Source organism: Streptomyces sp. NPDC056373 (assembly GCF_042262425.1).
In the GTDB taxonomy this organism is placed as follows: Bacteria; Actinomycetota; Actinomycetes; order Streptomycetales; family Streptomycetaceae; genus Streptomyces.
In genome coordinates, this window is sequence record NZ_JBHJPX010000010.1 from 144,330 (window position 1) to 161,810 (window position 17,481).

The following is a 17,481-nucleotide window of genomic DNA, read 5'->3' on the forward strand; positions in this document are numbered from 1 at the left end:
GGTCACGGTCCGGTGAGTGCCCGCTCGGCAGGTCAGTGTTCGGCGCCGAAGCGGGCGAGTGTGGCGAGGACGTCGTCGAGCCAGGCGATCATCATGCGTTCGTACGCGATGCCGCCACGCAGCACGACGTGCTGGAGTTCCCGCTCGGCGTCGATCGGACCGTCCGCCGAAGGCTCCCCGAAGTCACGGGCCTCGCCCGCGAGGTAGTGAGCGAGGCGGCCGGTGTGCGCCTGCCGGTGCCGCTCGACCTCACTGATCAGGGCTGCCGGATCGTCGAAGGCGGCTCCCCGGATCTTGACGGCCAGGTCGTGCCGTACGCTCTCCGGCTCGGTTGGTTCGCTCAACCACATGGAAAGCGCTTCTCGTCCGGGAGGGGCGACGGAGTACTCCTTCTTGTCCGGACGCCCGTACTGCGGGACGTCCCGGACGTCGACCCAGCGGTCGCTCTCCATCCGCCTGAGCACGCGGTAGATCTGCTGGTGGGTGGCGGTCCAGAAGTATCCGATGGACCGCTCGAACCGCCGGGCCAGCTCATAGCCGGAGCCCGGCTTTTCCAGCAGGGAAACGAGGATCGCGTGCTCGAGCGCCATGCAGCGATCCTGCTATGCACCTCGTTGCATAACAACGCTTCCGCCATGAGACACGGCTCACCCGGGGCGGGTCGCGCAGATCACTGCCGCCGGCAGTGTCCGGGGGCAGGGAAGGAGTGTGACCGGGATACGCGCCAACGGGGCAACGGGGCAACGGGGCAACGGGGCAACGGGGCAACGGGGTGATCTTGAAGCCCTGATCCGCTCGGATTTACGGGCGGCGTCGTGCAGCGGGGTCGCGTTCGGCGACGTGCCGGGCAACCGAGTCGACGCGCGCCCGTAGCCGGCACGGCCCGGTCTGGCCGTGAGGCGGGCGGAGAGGCCTGGGCCTAGTGGCCGTTCTGCGCCAGCCTCAGCAGATGATCCGCCAGGGCCTGCCCACCCGTAGGCTCCCGGCTGATCAACATCAGCGTGTCGTCCCCGGCGATCGTCCCCAGGATGTCGTGCAGCTCGGCCTGGTCGATCGCCGAGGCCAGGAACTGCGCCGCCCCCGGAGGGGTCCGCAGGACCACGAGATTCGCCGAAGCCTCCGCGGAGATCAGCAGCTCCTGCGACAGCCGCCGCATCCGCTCCTCCTTCGCCGACCCGCCCAGCGGCGCCCGGGGCGTACGGAACCCGCCCTCGCTGGGCACCGCGTAGATCAGGTCGCCGTCGTCGTTGCGGATCTTCACCGCGTTCAGCTCGTCCAGGTCCCGGCTGAGCGTCGCCTGCGTGACGCTCAGCCCGTCGTCGGCGAGCAGCTTCGCCAGCTGGCTCTGCGACCGGACCGGCTGCCGGTTGAGGATGTCCACGATCCGGCGGTGGCGGGCGGTGCGGGTCTGCGGCACGGCGGGCCCGTTCGCCCCCGGCTGCTCATGGTCCTGCGCCTGGCTCATCGTCGTCTCATTCCCCGGATCGTCCGTCCCCGCTCACTGCCTGGAGGATGCCGGGCAGCGCCCCGAGGAACGCGTCCACCTCGTCGTCGCTCAGGTTCAGCGGCGGCATCAGCCGGACGACGTCGGGGGCGGGCACGTTCACCAGGAATCCGGCCTCCTGAGCCGCCTGGCGCACCTGGGGCGCGAGCGGCTCGGTGAGCACGATACCCAGGAGGAGTCCCGTACCCCGGACGAAATCGATCAACTGATGGCCGAGGCCCTCGATTCCGTCCCGCAACCTCTCGCTCTGCCGCTTGACGTTCTCCAGCAACGCCTCGTTCTCGATGGTGTCGAGGACGGCGAGCCCGGCGGCGCAGGCGACGGGGTTGCCGCCGAAGGTCGTGCCGTGCTGGCCGGGCTGGAGCAGGTCGGCGGCCCGCCCGAAGGCGACGGTCGCGCCGAGCGGCAGGCCGCCGCCCAGCTGCTTGGCGAGGGTGACGACGTCGGGCAGGACACCCTCATGGGCCTGGTATTCGAACCAGTGCCCGGTCCGGCCGATGCCGGTCTGCACCTCGTCGAGGACGAGCAGCGCCCCGGTCGCGGCGGTGATGGCCCGGGCTGCCTTGAGGTAGCCGGCGGGCGGGACGACGACACCGAGCTCGCCCTGGATCGGCTCCAGGATGACGAGCGCAGTCTCGTCGGTGACCGCGGCGGCCAGCGCCTGCGCGTCACCGAACGGCACATGCGTGACGTCACCGGGCAGCGGCAGGAACGGCTCGCGCTTGCCCTGCTGGCCGGTCAGCGCCAGGGCGCCCATGGTCCGCCCGTGGAAGGCGCCCTCGGTGGCCACGACGTGGGTCCGCCCGGTCAGCCGGCCGATCTTGAAGGCGGCCTCGTTGGCCTCGGCGCCGGAGTTGCAGAAGAAGACCTTGCCGTCCCGGCCGAAGAGGGTGAGCAGCCGCTCGGCGAGGGCGACGGTCGGCTCGGCCATGAAGAAGTTGGAGATGTGGCCGAGGGAGCCGATCTGCCGGCTGACGGCCTCGACGATCGCCGGGTGGGCGTGACCGAGGGCGTTGGTGGCGATGCCGCCGACGAAGTCGAGGTAGGCGTTGCCGTCGGCGTCCCACACCTTGGTGCCCGCGCCGCGCTCCAGGGCCAGCAGCGGGGTGCCGTAGTTGTTCATGAGCGCGCCCTGCCACCGCCCGGCGTACTCCTGCTGCGCGGTCATACGGCGTCCCCCTCGTGCTCGTCGGGCACGACCATCGTGCCGATGCCCTCGTCGGTGAAGATCTCCAGCAGGATCGAGTGCTGGACCCGGCCGTCGATGACGCGGGCTGTGGTGACGCCGTTGCGTACGGCGTGCAGGCAGCCCTCCATCTTCGGCACCATGCCGGACGACAGGTCCGGCAGCAGCCGCTCCAGCTCGGTCGCGGTGAGGCGGCTGATCACCTCGTCGCTGTGCGGCCAGTCCTCGTAGAGGCCCTCGACGTCCGTGAGGACCATGAGGGTTTCGGCGTCCAGAGCAGCAGCGAGTGCCGCAGCCGCCGTATCAGCATTGACGTTGTAGACATGTCCGTCGTCCTGGGAGCGGGCGATCGAGGAGACGACCGGGATGCGGCCGTCGGCGAGCAGGGCCTCGATGGCGCCGGTGTCGATCGCGGTGATCTCGCCGACGCGCCCGATGTCGACCAGCTCGCCGTCGATCTCGGGCTGGTGCTTGGTGGCGGTGATGGTGTGGGCGTCCTCGCCGGTCAGGCCCACGGCGAGCGGCCCGTGCTGGTTGAGCAGCCCGACCAGTTCGCGCTGGACCTGCCCGGCCAGCACCATCCGTACGACGTCCATGGCGTCCTCGGTGGTCACCCGCAGGCCGGCCTTGAACTCGCTGACGATGCCGTGCTGGTCGAGGGCGGCGCTGATCTGCGGGCCGCCGCCGTGCACGACGACGGGCTTGAGGCCGGCGTGGTGCAGGAACACCACGTCCTGGGCGAAGGCGGCCTTGAGGTCCTCGTCGATCATGGCGTTGCCGCCGAACTTGATGACGACCGTCTTGCCGTTGTGCCGGACCAGCCAGGGCAGGGCCTCGATGAGGATCTGCGCCTTGGGCAGCGCGGTGTGCTTGCGCGTCGCTCCACTGCTCATGACGAGTACGCGCTGTTCTCGTGGACGTAGTCGGCGGTGAGGTCGTTGGTCCAGATGGTGGCCGTCTCGGACCCGGCGGCGAGGTCGGCGACGATGTGCACCTCGCGGTAGCGCATGTCGACCTTGTCGCGGTCCTCGCCGACCCCGCCGTTCTTGCAGACCCAGACGCCGTTGATGGCGACGTTCAGCCGGTCGGGCTCGAAGGCGGCGCTCGTCGTGCCGATCGCGGAGAGCACGCGGCCCCAGTTGGGGTCCTCGCCGTGGATGGCGCACTTGAGGAGGTTGTTGCGGGCGATGGAGCGGCCCACGTCGACGGCGTCGTCCTCGGTCGCGGCGTTGATCACCTCGACCTTGATGTCCTTGCTGGCGCCCTCCGCGTCCCGGATGAGCTGCTGTCCGAGGTCGTCGCAGACCTGCCGTACGGCCTCGGCGAACTCCTCGTACTGCGGGGTGACTTCGGCGGATCCGGAGGCGAGCAGCAGCACGGTGTCGTTGGTGGACATGCAGCCGTCGGAGTCCACCCGGTCGAAGGTGGTGCGGGTGGCCGCGCGCAGGGCCTTGTCGAGCACGTCGTTGTCCAGGGCCGCGTCGGTGGTGAGGACGACGAGCATGGTGGCGAGGCCGGGGGCGAGCATGCCCGCGCCCTTGGCCATGCCACCGACGGTCCAGCCGTCCTTGGTGACGACGGACGTCTTGTGGACGGTGTCGGTGGTCTTGATGGCGATGGCGGCCTTCTCACCGCCGTGCTCGCTCAGGGACCCGGCGGCCGTCTCGATGCCCGGGAGCAGTTTGTCCATGGGGAGCAGGAGGCCGATGAGGCCGGTCGAGCAGACGGCCACCTCGATGGCGCCGCGACCGAGGACCTCGGCGACCTTCTCGGCCGTCGCGTGCGCGTCCTGGAAGCCCTTCGGCCCCGTGCAGGCGTTGGCGCCACCGGAGTTGAGGACGACGGCGGACACCTGGCCGCTCTTCAGCACCTGCTCGGACCACAGGACCGGCGCGGCCTTCACACGGTTGGAGGTGAACACGGCCGCGGCGGCACGGCGGGGGCCGGTGTTGACCACGAGGGCCAGGTCGGGGTTGCCGTTCTCCTTGATCCCGGCGGCGATGCCCGCCGCCGTGAATCCCTTTGCTGCCGTCACACTCACGGCGCAACTCCGATCGTCGTCAGTCCGGTGGTCTCGTCGAGACCCAGGGCGATGTTCATGCTCTGGACGGCACCGCCCGCGGTGCCCTTGGTGAGGTTGTCGATGGCGCTGATCACGATGATCCGGCCGGCGTCCGCGTCGTACGCGACCTGCACCTGAACGGCGTTCGAACCGTGGACGGACGCCGTGGCGGGCCACTGGCCCTCGGGCAGCAGGTGCACGAACGCCTCGTCGGCGAAGGCCTTCTCGTAGGCCGCGCGCAGGGACTCGCCCGTGACGCCGTCGGCGGCCTTGGCGCTGCAGGTGGCGAGGATGCCGCGGGGCATCGGCGCGAGGGTCGGGGTGAAGGACACGGTGACCGGCGCACCGGCGGCCGCGCTGAGGTTCTGGGTGATCTCGGGGGTGTGGCGGTGCCCGCCGCCGACGCCGTAGGGGGACATCGACCCCATGACCTCACTGCCCAGCAGGTGCGGCTTGGGCGCCTTGCCCGCGCCGGACGTGCCGGACGCGGCGACGATCACGGCTTCGGGCTCCGCGAGGCCGGCCGCGTACGCCGGGAAAAGGGCCAGGGAGACGGCGGTCGGGTAGCAACCGGGCACCGCGATGCGCTTGGACCCCTCCAGCGCAGCGCGGGCGCCCGGCAGTTCGGGAAGGCCGTAGGGCCAGGTGCCGGCGTGCGGCGAACCGTAGAACCGCTCCCAGGCGGCGGGGTCCGTCAGGCGGAAGTCGGCGCCCATGTCGACGACGAGCACGTCCGGTCCGAGCTGCTCGGCGACGGCGGCGGACTGCCCGTGCGGCAGCGCGAGGAAGACGACGTCATGGCCGGCGAGGACCTCCGGGGTGGTCTCCTGGAGCACTCGGCCGGCCAGGGGCAGCAGGTGCGGCTGGAGCGCACCGAGCTTCTGCCCCGCGTTGGAGTTGCCGGTCAGGGCGCCGACCTCGACCTCGGGGTGGGCCAGGAGCAGACGCAGCAGTTCTCCGCCCGCGTACCCACTCGCTCCGGCCACTGCCGCACGTACCGCCATGGAACCTCCTCCTAGAGGGCATGACTATACGTTTCGCTGCACGTTTATGCAATCCCATGCGCGGACCGCGCGGCGGTTGCGGCTGAGCGCCTCAGGTGGCGGGCGCCAACGGGCGGACTCCGCCCCTCCAACTCGCCGCCGAGGGGTCTCCGCTGGTCAGCCCGCTGCCGGGCGCCACGGAACCCCCGCACGCGTGAACCCGCTGCTCCGTTCCACTTTCGCCACATGCAGTGTGTAGCTCTGGTACCACTCGGCTCGCCCGCGCTGCTGCGCCGCGCGGTGCTCCACCTCGGTCCGCCACTGAGTGAGGGCGTCGGCGTCACGGAAGTAGCTGACGGTGATGCCCAGCCCGCCAGGAGTCTGCGCATGGTCCATCCCCAGGTACCCGGGGACTTCCTGCACCAGGTCTTCCATACGTGCGTCGGTCTCGCTGTAGCCGCTCTGGTCCTGGGTTCGCACCGTCGAGAAAAAAGCTGCGTAGTACGGGGGTTCATACGCCCCGACGGGCGCAACAGGCGCTTGAGAGTGATCGCTCATGGCATCACCGTGAGGCGGGACGCGCCGCCGAGCGTCCACCTCCACTTCGATCTTCATCCGCGGGTCGGCGAGACCGCACATGAGCATCGTGGCGGCCGGCTGAACGTCGCCGAAGCAGCGGCGCAGGACCGGCCAGCAGGGTTCGAAGTCTTCGCGGTCGGGCAGCAGGTAGCGCACGCGCACCACGTCGGCGAACGTGCACTGCGCCTCGGCCAGTGCGGCCTCGATGTTGCGCATGCACTGCTCGGCCTGCTCCACCACGTCGCCGGAGATCGTCATGGTGGCGTAGTCGAACCCGGTCGTCCCGGACACATGCACCCAGTCGCCGTCGACGACGGCACGGGCGTAGCCGATCTGCTCCTCGAAGGTCGAGCCGCTGAGAATCGCGTGTCGCTCTGTCATGCGCCGACGCTAGATGACCAGCACTGATACGTCTAATACGACCGCATGCATGATCTGATATCTCTAGGCATATGGACCGCCCCGAACTCCCCCTGCCGCAACTGCACGCCTTCGTCGTGCTCGCAGAGGAACTCCACTTCGGCCACGCGGCCACCCGCCTGGGCATCGCCCAGCCGCCGCTGAGCCAGCAGATACGCCGCCTGGAGGACAAGGTCGGCCACGCGCTGTTCACCCGCGCCCCGGGACGTGTCACCCTCACCCCGGTCGGCAGCGAACTGCTGCCCGCCGCCCGGCGGGCCCTCACCGGCCTCGCGGACGGTCTGGCCGCAGCCCGCGCCGTCGGCAGTGGCCGGGCAGGCCGCCTACGGATCGGCTTCGCCGCCTCCCTCGCCCTGACGATCCTGCCCGGCCTGCTGCGCACCTTCCGTGACCGGTTTCCCGACGTGCACCTGGACATCCACGAGATGACCAGCGCCCCGCAGATCGCCGCCCTGCATGACAAGACCATCGACATCGGTCTACTGCGCGAACCCCCCACCGACGAGACAGAGCTCGGCTTCAGGACGGTCCTCAGCGAGCCTTTCGTCGCCGTGCTGCCGGCCACCCACCCTCTTGCCGCCCAACGGACCGTGCGGCTTGCGCAGTTGGCGGACTCGCCCTTCGTGCCGCTGCCCCGCACGGTCGGCCCCACACTGCACGACCAGATCATCGGCCTGTGCACCGCAGCAGGCTTCTCACCGCAGGTGGTCCAGCAAGCGGTGGAGTGGCAAACCGTGTGCGCCCTCGTGGAAACGGGACTGGGCGTCTCCCTGGCCCCGGCGAGCATCCAACGCATCCGCCTCAAAGGCGTCGCCTTCCGCAGGATCGAACCCGGCACCGCCCGCACTCGCGTGGCCGTCGCCTGGCGCGAGAGCGACGATAACCCCCTGGTCACACGCCTGCTGGCGACCATCAGCCAAGATCCGCCGGACAATCCCTAGCGACGCCCGCCAACTCGGCCACTCACCCGCCACCTGAAACGCTCGGTCACACCGGTCGGTGCCTGCGCGGGCCAGGTCAGGAGCGTGCAGGGTCTTCGGTGCGGACCTGTCCGTGTTCGGTGGCGGCCCAGGAGGCGAGCAGGTGGAGGGCGTCATGGGCGGGGGTGCCGGGTTCGGCGCTGTAGGCGGTCAGGGTGAGGCCGGGGTGGGCCGGTAGTTCCATGGCGTCGAAGTCCAGGGTGATCTCGCCGATGGCCGGGTGCCGGAATGCCTTGCGGCCACCGTGGTGCAGGCGCACGTTGTGCTTGGCCCAGGCAGCGCGGAACTCGTCGCTGCGGGTGACGAGTTCGCCGATCAGACCGGTCAGTTCGGCGTCCTGCGGAGCGCGGCCGGCTTCGGTGCGCAGCAGGGAGACGGTGGTGTTGACGGAGTCGTTCCAGGCGGGGAAGAAGTCCCGGCTCGTGGGATCGAGGAACTGGAAGCGCGCGATGTTCACGGGGCGGGCCGAGCCGGTGAACAGAGGTGCGTAGAGGGCACGTCCGAGTGGGTTGACGGCGAGAATGTCGAGCCGGCCGTTGCGAATGAAAGCCGGCGCTTCGGTCATGGAGTCCAGGACGCGGGTGAGGCTGGCCGGAACGGCGGTCTTGCGCTTGCGGGCGGCACGACGGGGCGGACGCCGGCGCTGGGCGGCGGCCAGGTCGCGGAGGTGGGCGCGTTCGGCGTCGTCGAGCTGGAGGGCCTGGCCGAGGGCGTCGAGGACCTCCTCGGAGGCGCCGGCGAGCTGGCCGCGCTCCAGACGGACGTAGTAGTCGATGCTGACACCGGCGAGCATGGCGACTTCCTCGCGGCGCAGTCCGGGGACCCTGCGCTTGCCGTTCCCGAAGGCGGGCAGGCCCGCCTGCTGTGGAGTGATCTTGGCGCGGCGGGTGGCGAGGAACTCTCGGATCTCGTGGGCGGTGTCCATGCTCTCCAGGCTAGGAGGAGGGGGGCGCAGCTGGGAGGTTCTGCCAGTACCTGTAATGGCAGTGCCTTCCGCACGCCTGTGAGCTGCCGTTTCCTCGATGCTGTCAGCGGATGCGGCCCTGGTTCCGGACGGCGGGCACCCTCTGGGATGCCTGCCGACCCCGGATGCCGACGGGGGACGGCGCCGCACCCTCGTTCTCGTTCCATCACAAGGAGTTACCTCGTGGCGAAGCAGTCTGCGCCTCAGGAGCTGGCCGGCCTCGCGCCGAAGCTCGTCGAGCTCACCGACGAAGTCCTGTTCCAGGACGTGTGGGAGCGCCCCGGGCTCTCTCCGCGGGACCGCAGCCTGGTCACGGTCAGTGTGCTGGCCGCCCTCTACCGCAGCGAGCAGTTGCCGTACCACCTGGGTGTGGCCCTGGACAACGGGCTCACGGTGGCGGAGCTGTCCGAAGCGATCACGCATCTGGCGTTCTACGCCGGATGGCCCAACGCGATGACCGCGATCACCCTGCTGAAGAGGATCGCGGACGAGCGCTCCGCTTGATCCCCGGCGCGAGCCGCGAACCGGCCCCCTCGCGATCAGCGGGGCCTACCGAACCGAAGAACGTACTGAACCGAAGAACAGGAACAAGGATGGCAGGCAACGGATTCGACCAGATCTTCCCGCTCGGAGAGAAGAACGACGCGTTCGCGCAGTACTTCATCGGCCAGAGCTACCTGGCTCCGCTCGCCTCGGGCAGCGTTCCCGTCATGAACGTCTCCTTCGAGCCGGGCTGCCGCAACAACTGGCACATCCACCACGGCACGGACGGCGGCGGAGACCAGATCCTGCTGTGCACGGCGGGCAGCGGCTGGTACCAGGCCGCGGGCGAGGACCCCGTCAGCATGGAGCCGGGGACCGTGGTCCGCGTCCCGGCGGGCACGAAGCACTGGCACGGTGCGAAGGCCGACTCGTGGTTCTCCCACCTCGCCTGCATCACGCCGGGCGAAGGCGTCGGCAACGAATGGCTCGAGCCGGTCACCGACGACGTGTACGGCACGCTGCCGAAGAACGGAGCAAACCCATGACCGTCCTGAACGAGACCTGCACCCTGTCCAACGGCGTCGAGATCCCCAAGCTGGGGCTCGGCACCTGGTTCATCGACGACGGCAAGGCGGCCGAGGCGGTCCGCGCGGCCGTGGAGATCGGCTACCGCAACATCGACACCGCCCAGGCCTACGGCAACGAGCGCGGCGTCGGCGAGGGCGTGCGCACCGCCGCGGTACCCCGCGAAGAGCTGTTCGTCTCGACGCACAGCGCCTTCCCCGTCTACAGCGGCAAGTGACGCCGGACGGCAGCCGGAACCGGTTTTGTCCTGGCCATGACGACAGGTTAAGGTCCGCGGGCACATTTCAGGGGATCACCGCGGGTGGGGGAACATGACCGGGGACATCGACGCACCGATGAAGAGCGTGAACGCGTGGGGGCAGGCGCTCGCGGCAGTGGTGCTGGTGGGGGCGCTCGGCGCCGGTTTCTGGGGGCTCGCGAAGACGTCGGCGGCAAAGAGCGAGCCGAAGCCGGCCGCCTGCTCCGACGGTGCCACCCCGGCCACCAAGGGCAAGCACCTCTCCGGAGCGCAGTTGTGCGAGGCGCTGAACCGGTCGGACCTGGCCGCGCTGCTGGGCACGCCGACGGAGATCGCGAAGACCGCCTCCGGCAGCGACAGCTCCATCGGGAAGATCGCCACTCCGCAGGCCCAGGTCGAGTTCGAGACGTACACCGTGACGCTCTCGGCGACCTACGACGGCCTGCCGGTGGCCGGGTCGGAGACTCTCCTCGGACCCGACGCCCGCCCGCGGAAGACACTGGGCCGCCCCGGTGTCCTCTATTCGACCCGCACCATCAGCATCAGCTTCCGGCTCGACGGCGGGGACGCCGACAGCGGGCCCGGCGTTCCGGCCCGGGCCCTGACCGTGGCCCGGGACAGCAAGGACCGCGGCGGCTCCCTCGACGTCACCCTGTGGCGCGCGGACGGAGTGGTACCGGACGACGCGGTGCTGCTGCGCGTCGCCGAGAAGGTGCTGCCGACGGTCCCGGAATGGAAGTCCGGCGCGTGACACGCACGCGGTGACGGCGCTGTGCGGCCGTCGCCCCGGGGACGGCGGCCGCACAGCGGGATGTCACCTCTGCTCGATCCTCAGGAACGTCACGGAGTTCGCGGGGAAGGTGTAGGTGAACTTCTTCGCCACACCCCGGAACGTCGACGTCACCGGTGTCACCGGGGTGTCCGTCTCGGTGTTCACGGCGCCCTCGTCGGCGGCCAGCGTGGTGACGCGGGCCGTGGAGGCGACCCTGGCGGCACCGAGGTCGACGGCCGTACGGGCCTCGGCCGACCGGGCGTTGACGACCTTGACGATCAGGTCACCGGTCTTCGCGTCCCTGGTGACGACCTGGCGGAACGGCTCGGCCGGCTTGTCGTCCTTGAAACTGCCCCACTCCTTGCCGTCGAGGAACAGGGTGACCTGGCGGCCGCGCACCTTGATGTCGATGTCGTAGGCACGGCCGGTCTCGACCGACCCGGGCTTCGTCATCAGGGTGCCCTTGCCGCCGTCCACGGCCTGTTCGATCGCCGACTGGGTGTTGTTCCAGCCGCCCAGGTTCCACCAGTAGTAGTTGCCGGTGTCCTTGACGCCGAAGGCGACGAGGAAGCCCTCCTTTCCGGACTTCTTGGTGGCCTTCACATGCAGGTCGTAGTCCTTCCAGGCCGGGTCGCCCGCCGTGACCATGGTGTTCTCGGCGGCGGTGTCGCTCTGGACGTAACTCCCGTCCTGGACACTCCAGCTGCCACGGCCGCTGGTCGTCCACTTCGAGGCGTCACCGGAGAAGTCGTCGCTGAGCAGGGTCGAGCCGTCCGCCGAGGTGACCTTCACGTCGTCGTACGCGGCGCTGGTCGCCCACGTCGACAGGCCCACGGCGCCGGTGATGGGGCCGCTGACGTTCGGGGTCGTGGTGGCCCTGGACGGCACGACGCGGTCGCCGACGTTGTTCATGAACAGCTTCTGGACCTCGTAGTTGGCCGAGTTCCATGAAGCCCGGTTGTTGAACCAGATCAGGTCCGGCCGCCACTGGACGTAGTCCTCGTTGGCGAGCAGCGGGGCGTACGAGGCGAGCTTGACGACGTCCGCGTTGCGCTCCAGGCCGGTCATGAAGGCGGCTTCGGACAGGCCGTTCTTCCAGGCGTTGCCCTGGGAGGCGTACTCACCGAGGAAGACCTTGGGTCCGTTCCGGTCGTAGGAGTCGTAGCGGTCGTTGTTCTGCAGGAACCAGTTCGGGCTGTTGTAGTAGTGCTCGTCGACCATGTCGACCTTGGCGTCGCGGTTCAGCTGCCAGGCGGTGTCGAAGGTCGAACCGGCGTCGTCGGGGCCCGAGTTGGAGATGACGGTGACGTCCGGGTACTTCGCCTCGATGGCGGCCCGGAACTGCTGGAAGCGGGCGAAGAACTCCTTGGGGAGGTTCTCCTCGTTGCCGACCTCGATGTGGGTGAGGTGGAAGGGCTTGGGGTGGCCCATCCGCGCGCGGACCCTGCCCCACTCGGAGGTCGCCGGTCCGTTGGCGAACTGGATCAGGTCCAGGGCGTCCTGGATGTGCCGCTCGAGCAGCGCCTCGTCGTCGGTGGCCTTGTTCTGTCCGCAGCCGGTGACCAGGGCGGGGACGACGGGCAGCGGCATGGCGCCGATGTCCTCGGCGAAGCGGAAGTACTCGTAGTAGCCCAGGCCGTAGCTCTGGTTGTAGCCCCAGACGTTGGCGTTGGTGGCGCGCTCCTCGACCGGGCCGATGGTGTCCTTCCACTGGTAGCTGCGCTTGCGCTGCCAGTTCGAGGCCGCGCTGTAGTCCTCCATGGAGCCGGTGTTGACCAGGCAGCCGCCGGGGAAGCGCACGAAGCCCGGCTTCAGGGCGGCGATCTTCTCGGCGAGGTCCTTGCGCAGGCCGTTCGGCTGGTTCTTGTACGTCTCGCGGGGGAACAGCGACACCTCGTCGAGCGCGGCGGCGCCCGTCGAGGCGACGGCGAGCCGGCCGCGGTTGCTGGTGCGGGTCGCCGTGAACGTGGCCCGGTACTTGGCCCAGCCGCCCTTCACGGCGACCTGGCGTGCGGTGGCCAGGGCGCCCGCCGCATCCTTCAGCGAGACGGTGAGGGTGCCGCCGCTCCCGGCCCGGGCCCACACGGAGAAGTCGTACCGCTTGCCCTGCTCGACGCGGATGCCGGTGTTGTAGCCCGCGTTCGTGACGGACGAACCGGCACCCAGGGAGAGGTAGTTGCGGTTGCGCTCGTCGAGGCGGCCCGAGTCGTTCACGACCTGCGCAGTGCCGCCGACCGTCCACGCGGTCAGGGGCGTGTAGGAGCCGTTGTCGGCGGTGGAGTACTCGAAGGACCTGTTCTGCACGAGCTCGGCGTAGAGACCGCCGTCGGCGGCGCGGTTGATGTCCTCGAAGAAGACGCCGTACATCGTCTCGTCGATCTTGGCGCCCTGGGCGGACGGGTCGACGGTGATCGCGTAGTCGGTCACGTCCTCGGCGTGCGCGGGGGCAGGTACGAGGGCTGCTGCCGTCAGGAGGGCGGTCGTCGTGAGACCGAGTCTCCATCGGGTGCGGGCGTCGGTGCGTGGCATGAATACTCCGCGGCTCTCTGCTAGAGGGAGGTGTTCGAAATATCAGACGCTGGTCAGTAATTCGAACGGCAACATAGGGAGGGGGCGGATGCGCGTCAATGGGTCGCACGCAACGGCCGGGACGGAGAGCGAGGCAGGATGGGCGACTTCTGGCCAGTGCCGGACGTACTGGCGTTTCTGGCCGGGCGCTGGAGGGTGTCGCGGTCGGTGCGGGATCTCGCGAGCGGTGCGGAAGGGGAGTTCACCGGGACGACGGAGTTCCGTGCGGACGGGGAGAGGCCCGGCGGGCTGCTGCACCACGAGTCGGGCACCTTCGTCTGGCAGGGCGTCGCCCGGCCCGCCGAGCGGACCCTGCGGTTCCTGCCGGGCCCGGGCGGCACGGCGGACGTGCGGTTCGCCGACGGGCGGCCGTTCCACGACCTGGACCTGACGTCCGGTCGGCATGTCGCCGACCATCCCTGTGCGGCGGACCTCTACCGCGGCGAGTTCGCCGTCCGCGACAGCGACCACTGGCGGACGGTGTGGCGCGTCCGCGGTCCCGCCAAGGACCTGGTCCTGCGGACCGGCTACGTGCGCGAGAGCTGAGCAGGCGCCCGGCCGTCGAACTACGCGCCCGCGGGCTGAGCCGGCGCCCCGCCGTCGAAACGCAGGTTCCAGCGGCCGGCCCGGCCGGTCACGGCGGTCGTCGACAGCGGGCGGACGTCGATGTTCCAGTACGTCGACGGCGGTGCCTTCAAGGCGTACACCAGCGCCGCCCGGATCACGGAGGGCTCGGCCACCGCCACGATCCGGCAGCCGTCCTCGACGGGCCGGGTGTCGAGCCAGCCGCCGACGCGGGTGATGAAGTCGACCAGCGACTCACCCCCGTGCGGTGTGGCACGGGGGTCGGCGAGCCAGGCGTCCACGGCGTCCGGCTCCCTGGCCATCGCCTCGCCCAGGGTCAGCCCGCGCCAGCGGCCCATGTCGCAGTCGCGCAGGCCGAGCTGCACCAGCGGTGCGTAACCGAGCCCCTCCCCCGTCGCCCGGCTGCGCGGAGTCGGCGAGCAGTAGCGCAGTTCGGCCGCGGCGAGCGGCAGCAGTTCCCGGGCGGCGCGCTCCACCTCGCCCCAGCCGGCCTGGTCCAGCGGCCGGTCGTCCTCGAAACGCTCGGCGAGCAGCGGGGAGCTGCGCGCGGCGGCTACGAAGGTGACCCGAAGTGGCATGCGGCGATCGTGGGCGCAGCAAGTGCGCAGGTCAAGAGCCGTTACCTACGAGTTACCCAGGGTGTCCCGGTCCTCACCGGCCGAAGATGAGCGCCATCCAGTGCTCAGGCCGCTCCAGCGGTGCGAATCCGAACTTCGCGTACACCCCGTGCGCGTCATGCGTGGCGAGCAGCACCCGTCGCACCCCGTAGGACCGCGTCTCCTCCCGTACCGCGCCGACGAGTGCGCTGCCGACGCCCTTGCCGCGCACGGACGGGTCGACGTACACGTCGCACAGCCAGGCGAAGGTCGCCCGGTCGGTGATCACCCGGGCACAGGCGACCTGCTCCCCCGACACCGTGTCGTACACACCGAAGTTGAGCGAGCCCTCGATCGCCCGGTCCTGCTTCTCCCGCGAACGCCCGAGCGCCCAGTACGCGTCCGTGGTCAGCCAGTGGTGCACGCGCTCGCGGTCGACGCGGGCGGGGTCGGTGGAGATCTCGTAGCCCTCGGGCAGGCTCGGTGTGTCGGTCATGCCCGCGATGCTCGCAGTCCGCCCGAAGGCACGTCGAGCGGTTATCCCAGCACCTCGTCGCAGGCCGTACGCAGCCGCCGTACGCCCTCCGCGATCTCCCCGGTCCCGGCGACCGCGGCGAAGCTCAGCCGGACGTGCGCGGCCGGGGGTTCGGCGCTGAAGTACGGGCGGCCGGGTGCGAGGGCGACACCGGCGCGCAGGGCCGCGGAGGTCAGGGCCGGCTCGTCCGTGCCGTCGGGCAGGCGCGGCCACAGGTGGTAGCCGCCTGAGGGGATGTGCGGCAGGGCCAGCTCCGGCAGGTGCAGGGCGAGGGCGCCGGTCATCGCGTCCCGGCGCGCCTTCAACTCGGCGGAGACGGCCCGCAGATGACGTGGCCAGGCAGGCGAGCCGACGAGTTCGAGGGCGGCCTCCTGGAGGGGGCGCGGCACGAAGAACGTGTCGACGACCTGGATCGCGCGCAGCCGTTCCAGGACCGGACCGCGGGCGGCCAGGGCGCTCACCCGGAAGCTCGGCGAGGTCGCCTTGGTCAGCGAGGAGACGTGGACGACGACGCCGTCGGGGTCGTCGGCGGCCAGCGGGCGCGGCAGCGGCCCCGCGTCCTCGTGCACGAGCCGCCGCACGAAGTCGTCCTCGACGACGAACGCGCTCGCCTCCCGGGCGATGCGCAGCACCTCGGCGCGCCGCTCGGGGGCGAGCACCGCGCCCGTGGGGTTCTGGAAGAGCGGCTGGCAGACGAAGGCCGGGGCGCCGGTGGCCCGGAACGCGTCCGCGAGCAGCGCCGGACGCACGCCGTCGGCGTCCACCGGGACGGGCACCGGGCGCAGGCCGGCGGCGCGGGCGATGGCGAGCATGCCGGGGTAGGTGGGCGACTCGACCAGGACGGGTGCCCCGGGCGGGGCGAGGGCGCGCAGCGCGGTGGTGAGCGCGGACTGCCCGCCGGAGGTGACCAGCACCTCGGCGGCCGTGACCGGCCCGCCGATGCTCCGCGCGAACCACTCGCGCAGCTCCGGCAGCCCTTCCATGGGCGGTCGCCCCCAGGCACCGGGTCGGCGCCCGGCGCGCGAGAGGGCGGCGGCCATCGCCCGCTCGGGCTGCAGGGACGGGTGCAGATAGCCGCCGTTGAACTCGATCACGCCGGGCGGCGGGGCGGCCAGCGACACCAGCACCCCGGAGGCGTCGACCGAGCGCGGCACGAGGTCGGCGGCGCCGTCGGCGCTGAGCGCGACCTCCTGCCAGGAGGTGTCACCGGTGGGGGCCGGTGCCGTCCGGGCCTCGGCGCGGAACGCACCCGCGCCGGGCCGGGTGACCACCAGCCCCTCGGCGGCCAGCTGCGCCAGGGCCCGCGACACCGTCACCGGGCTCACCCGGAACCGCTCGACCAAGACCCGACTCGACGGCAGCTTTCCACCGGGCGAGTAGCGGTCGAGCTCTCGCCGCAGCAGTTTCGCCAGTTCACCCACACTGCTACGCTCTTGCATGAGAGCACAGAGTAGCGCTACTGCGCCGCCCGCGATAGCAGTCGCCACCCCGGGCCGGGAGAGTCACGGCTTCGGCACCCTTCAGGCGGCCCTCGGCGTCGTCGCGTTCTCCCTCACGTTCCCCGCGACCGCCTGGGGACTGGAGGGGTTCGGGCCCTGGTCGCTCGTCGCCGTGCGAAGCGTCCTGGCCGCGCTGATCGCGGGCTCGGCCCTCCTGGCACTGCGGGTGCCGCTGCCCGCGCGGCGGCACCGGCCGGGCCTCACGGTCGTAGGAGCCGGCGTCGTCCTCGGCTTCCCGCTGCTGACCACGCTGGCGCTGGAGACCTCCACCACCGCGCACGCGGCCGTCGTGGTCGGCCTGCTCCCCCTCACCACGGCGCTCTTCTCGGCCCTGCGCGTCGGCACCCGCCCCTCGCGCACCTTCTGGATCGCCGCCTTCGCGGGCGCGGCCGCTGTGCTGGCCTTCACCGTGCAGCAGAGCGGCGGCGCCCTGACCACCGCCGACCTGTACCTGTTCGCCGCACTGCTGGTCTGCGCGGCCGGCTACACCGAGGGCGGCCGGCTGGCCCGGGTCATGCCGGGCTGGCAGGTGATCGGCTGGGCGCTGGTGCTCTGCCTGCCGCTGACCGTGCCGGTCGCCTCGATCGCCCTGGCGCACGAACCCGTGCAGCTGAGCGCGCACAGCGTCACCGGTCTGCTGTGGGTCGCGGCGGGGTCGCAGTTCGTCGGGCTGGTCGTCTGGTACCGCGGCATGGCGGCCATCGGCATCCCCAAGGCCAGCCAGTTGCAGCTCGCCCAGCCGCTGCTCACACTGGTGTGGTCGGTGCTGCTGCTGGGCGAACACCTCACGGTCGCCGCCCCGCTGACGGCCGCGGCGGTGCTGGTCTGCATCGCCGTCACACAGCGATCACGGGGCTGAGCGGGGAGCGTGCACGGCCACTGCCGACGGGCGCACCCCACCGTAGACTCAAGGCCACGGACCGCTGCTCCGCACATCGTGAG

At 70.8% G+C, this 17,481-nt stretch carries 18 protein-coding genes and 2 pseudogenes; 7 read left to right on the forward strand and 13 right to left on the reverse strand.

The window, feature by feature from the left end:
- Positions 1-32: 32 nt before the first annotated feature.
- The 8 genes and pseudogenes from ACFCXS_RS22415 to ACFCXS_RS22450 all read right to left on the reverse strand — a co-directional run.
- Positions 33-590 (reverse strand): PadR family transcriptional regulator, encoded by a 558-nt coding sequence (locus ACFCXS_RS22415; RefSeq protein WP_376645107.1) that lies wholly within the window; start codon positions 588-590, stop codon positions 33-35.
- 329 nt (positions 591-919) lie between these two features.
- The gene (locus ACFCXS_RS22420) at positions 920-1,465 is read right to left on the reverse strand and encodes an arginine repressor (protein ID WP_376645108.1); all 546 of its coding nucleotides are present in this window, start codon (positions 1,463-1,465) and stop codon (positions 920-922) included.
- A gap of 7 nt (positions 1,466-1,472) precedes the next feature.
- Positions 1,473-2,672 (reverse strand): acetylornithine transaminase, encoded by a 1,200-nt coding sequence (locus ACFCXS_RS22425; RefSeq protein WP_376645109.1) that lies wholly within the window; start codon positions 2,670-2,672, stop codon positions 1,473-1,475.
- Positions 2,669-3,583: an acetylglutamate kinase gene (gene argB / locus ACFCXS_RS22430; RefSeq protein ID WP_359637527.1), complete on the reverse strand. Its 915-nt coding sequence runs from the start codon at positions 3,581-3,583 to the stop codon at positions 2,669-2,671. Before argB ends, ACFCXS_RS22425 begins: the two co-directional genes overlap by 4 nt.
- Positions 3,580-4,731: a bifunctional glutamate N-acetyltransferase/amino-acid acetyltransferase ArgJ gene (gene argJ, locus ACFCXS_RS22435; RefSeq protein ID WP_376645110.1), complete on the reverse strand. Its 1,152-nt coding sequence runs from the start codon at positions 4,729-4,731 to the stop codon at positions 3,580-3,582. The genes argB and argJ overlap by 4 nt, the downstream gene beginning before the upstream one ends.
- Positions 4,728-5,756 (reverse strand): N-acetyl-gamma-glutamyl-phosphate reductase, encoded by a 1,029-nt coding sequence (gene argC / locus ACFCXS_RS22440; RefSeq protein ID WP_376645111.1) that lies wholly within the window; start codon positions 5,754-5,756, stop codon positions 4,728-4,730. Before argC ends, argJ begins: the two co-directional genes overlap by 4 nt.
- A 156-nt stretch (positions 5,757-5,912) precedes the next feature.
- Positions 5,913-6,293, reverse strand: a complete 381-nt coding sequence (locus tag ACFCXS_RS22445) for an antibiotic biosynthesis monooxygenase family protein (protein WP_376645286.1) — start codon at positions 6,291-6,293, stop codon at positions 5,913-5,915.
- A gap of 24 nt (positions 6,294-6,317) precedes the next feature.
- A pseudogene (locus ACFCXS_RS22450) lies at positions 6,318-6,695 on the reverse strand (RidA family protein); the annotation flags it as partial.
- 71 nt (positions 6,696-6,766) lie between these two features.
- On the opposite strand from ACFCXS_RS22450, the gene ACFCXS_RS22455 reads away from it, so the two are divergent.
- Positions 6,767-7,675 carry a LysR substrate-binding domain-containing protein gene (locus tag ACFCXS_RS22455; protein WP_376645112.1) on the forward strand — a complete coding sequence of 303 codons (909 nt, stop codon included), beginning with the start codon at positions 6,767-6,769 and terminating at the stop codon, positions 7,673-7,675.
- 76 nt (positions 7,676-7,751) lie between these two features.
- Here ACFCXS_RS22455 and ACFCXS_RS22460 read toward each other — a convergent pair whose 3' ends face one another.
- Positions 7,752-8,639 (reverse strand): helix-turn-helix transcriptional regulator, encoded by an 888-nt coding sequence (locus ACFCXS_RS22460; RefSeq protein ID WP_376645113.1) that lies wholly within the window; start codon positions 8,637-8,639, stop codon positions 7,752-7,754.
- Between the two features lie 222 nt (positions 8,640-8,861).
- On the opposite strand from ACFCXS_RS22460, the gene ACFCXS_RS22465 reads away from it, so the two are divergent.
- The 4 genes and pseudogenes from ACFCXS_RS22465 to ACFCXS_RS22480 all read left to right on the forward strand — a co-directional run bounded on the left by ACFCXS_RS22465 (position 8,862) and on the right by ACFCXS_RS22480 (position 10,735).
- The gene (locus tag ACFCXS_RS22465; protein ID WP_376645114.1) at positions 8,862-9,182 is read left to right on the forward strand and encodes a carboxymuconolactone decarboxylase family protein; all 321 of its coding nucleotides are present in this window, start codon (positions 8,862-8,864) and stop codon (positions 9,180-9,182) included.
- An 89-nt stretch (positions 9,183-9,271) separates the two neighbouring features.
- Entirely contained in the window at positions 9,272-9,706 is a 435-nt protein-coding gene (locus ACFCXS_RS22470) for a cupin domain-containing protein (protein ID WP_376645115.1), read from the forward strand.
- Positions 9,703-9,939 (forward strand): annotated as a pseudogene (locus ACFCXS_RS22475) (aldo/keto reductase); the annotation flags it as partial. The gene ACFCXS_RS22470 and the pseudogene ACFCXS_RS22475, both read left to right, overlap by 4 nt.
- A 118-nt stretch (positions 9,940-10,057) precedes the next feature.
- Complete coding sequence (locus ACFCXS_RS22480; RefSeq protein ID WP_376645116.1) at positions 10,058-10,735, forward strand: DUF6215 domain-containing protein; 678 nt, start codon at positions 10,058-10,060, stop codon at positions 10,733-10,735.
- Between the two features lie 63 nt (positions 10,736-10,798).
- On the opposite strand, the gene ACFCXS_RS22485 is transcribed toward ACFCXS_RS22480, so the two are convergent.
- The gene (locus ACFCXS_RS22485) at positions 10,799-13,285 is read right to left on the reverse strand and encodes an alpha-L-arabinofuranosidase C-terminal domain-containing protein (RefSeq protein ID WP_376645117.1); all 2,487 of its coding nucleotides are present in this window, start codon (positions 13,283-13,285) and stop codon (positions 10,799-10,801) included.
- A 138-nt stretch (positions 13,286-13,423) separates the two neighbouring features.
- Between ACFCXS_RS22485 and ACFCXS_RS22490 the strand changes: the two genes are divergently transcribed.
- On the forward strand, positions 13,424-13,870 hold the full coding sequence (locus ACFCXS_RS22490) for a DUF6314 family protein (RefSeq protein WP_376645118.1): 447 nt from the start codon (positions 13,424-13,426) through the stop codon (positions 13,868-13,870).
- 20 nt (positions 13,871-13,890) lie between these two features.
- Here ACFCXS_RS22490 and ACFCXS_RS22495 read toward each other — a convergent pair whose 3' ends face one another.
- The 3 genes from ACFCXS_RS22495 to ACFCXS_RS22505 all read right to left on the reverse strand — a co-directional run bounded on the left by ACFCXS_RS22495 (position 13,891) and on the right by ACFCXS_RS22505 (position 16,479).
- Positions 13,891-14,487, reverse strand: a complete 597-nt coding sequence (locus ACFCXS_RS22495) for a histidine phosphatase family protein (protein ID WP_376645119.1) — start codon at positions 14,485-14,487, stop codon at positions 13,891-13,893.
- Positions 14,488-14,560: 73 nt separating this feature from the next.
- Positions 14,561-15,001 carry a GNAT family N-acetyltransferase gene (locus tag ACFCXS_RS22500; protein ID WP_376645120.1) on the reverse strand — a complete coding sequence of 147 codons (441 nt, stop codon included), beginning with the start codon at positions 14,999-15,001 and terminating at the stop codon, positions 14,561-14,563.
- 41 nt (positions 15,002-15,042) lie between these two features.
- Positions 15,043-16,479 carry a PLP-dependent aminotransferase family protein gene (locus tag ACFCXS_RS22505; protein ID WP_376645121.1) on the reverse strand — a complete coding sequence of 479 codons (1,437 nt, stop codon included), beginning with the start codon at positions 16,477-16,479 and terminating at the stop codon, positions 15,043-15,045.
- Between ACFCXS_RS22505 and ACFCXS_RS22510 the strand changes: the two genes are divergently transcribed.
- Positions 16,478-17,398 (forward strand): DMT family transporter, encoded by a 921-nt coding sequence (locus tag ACFCXS_RS22510; protein ID WP_376645122.1) that lies wholly within the window; start codon positions 16,478-16,480, stop codon positions 17,396-17,398. The genes ACFCXS_RS22505 and ACFCXS_RS22510 overlap by 2 nt on opposite strands.
- Positions 17,399-17,481 lie beyond the last annotated feature (83 nt).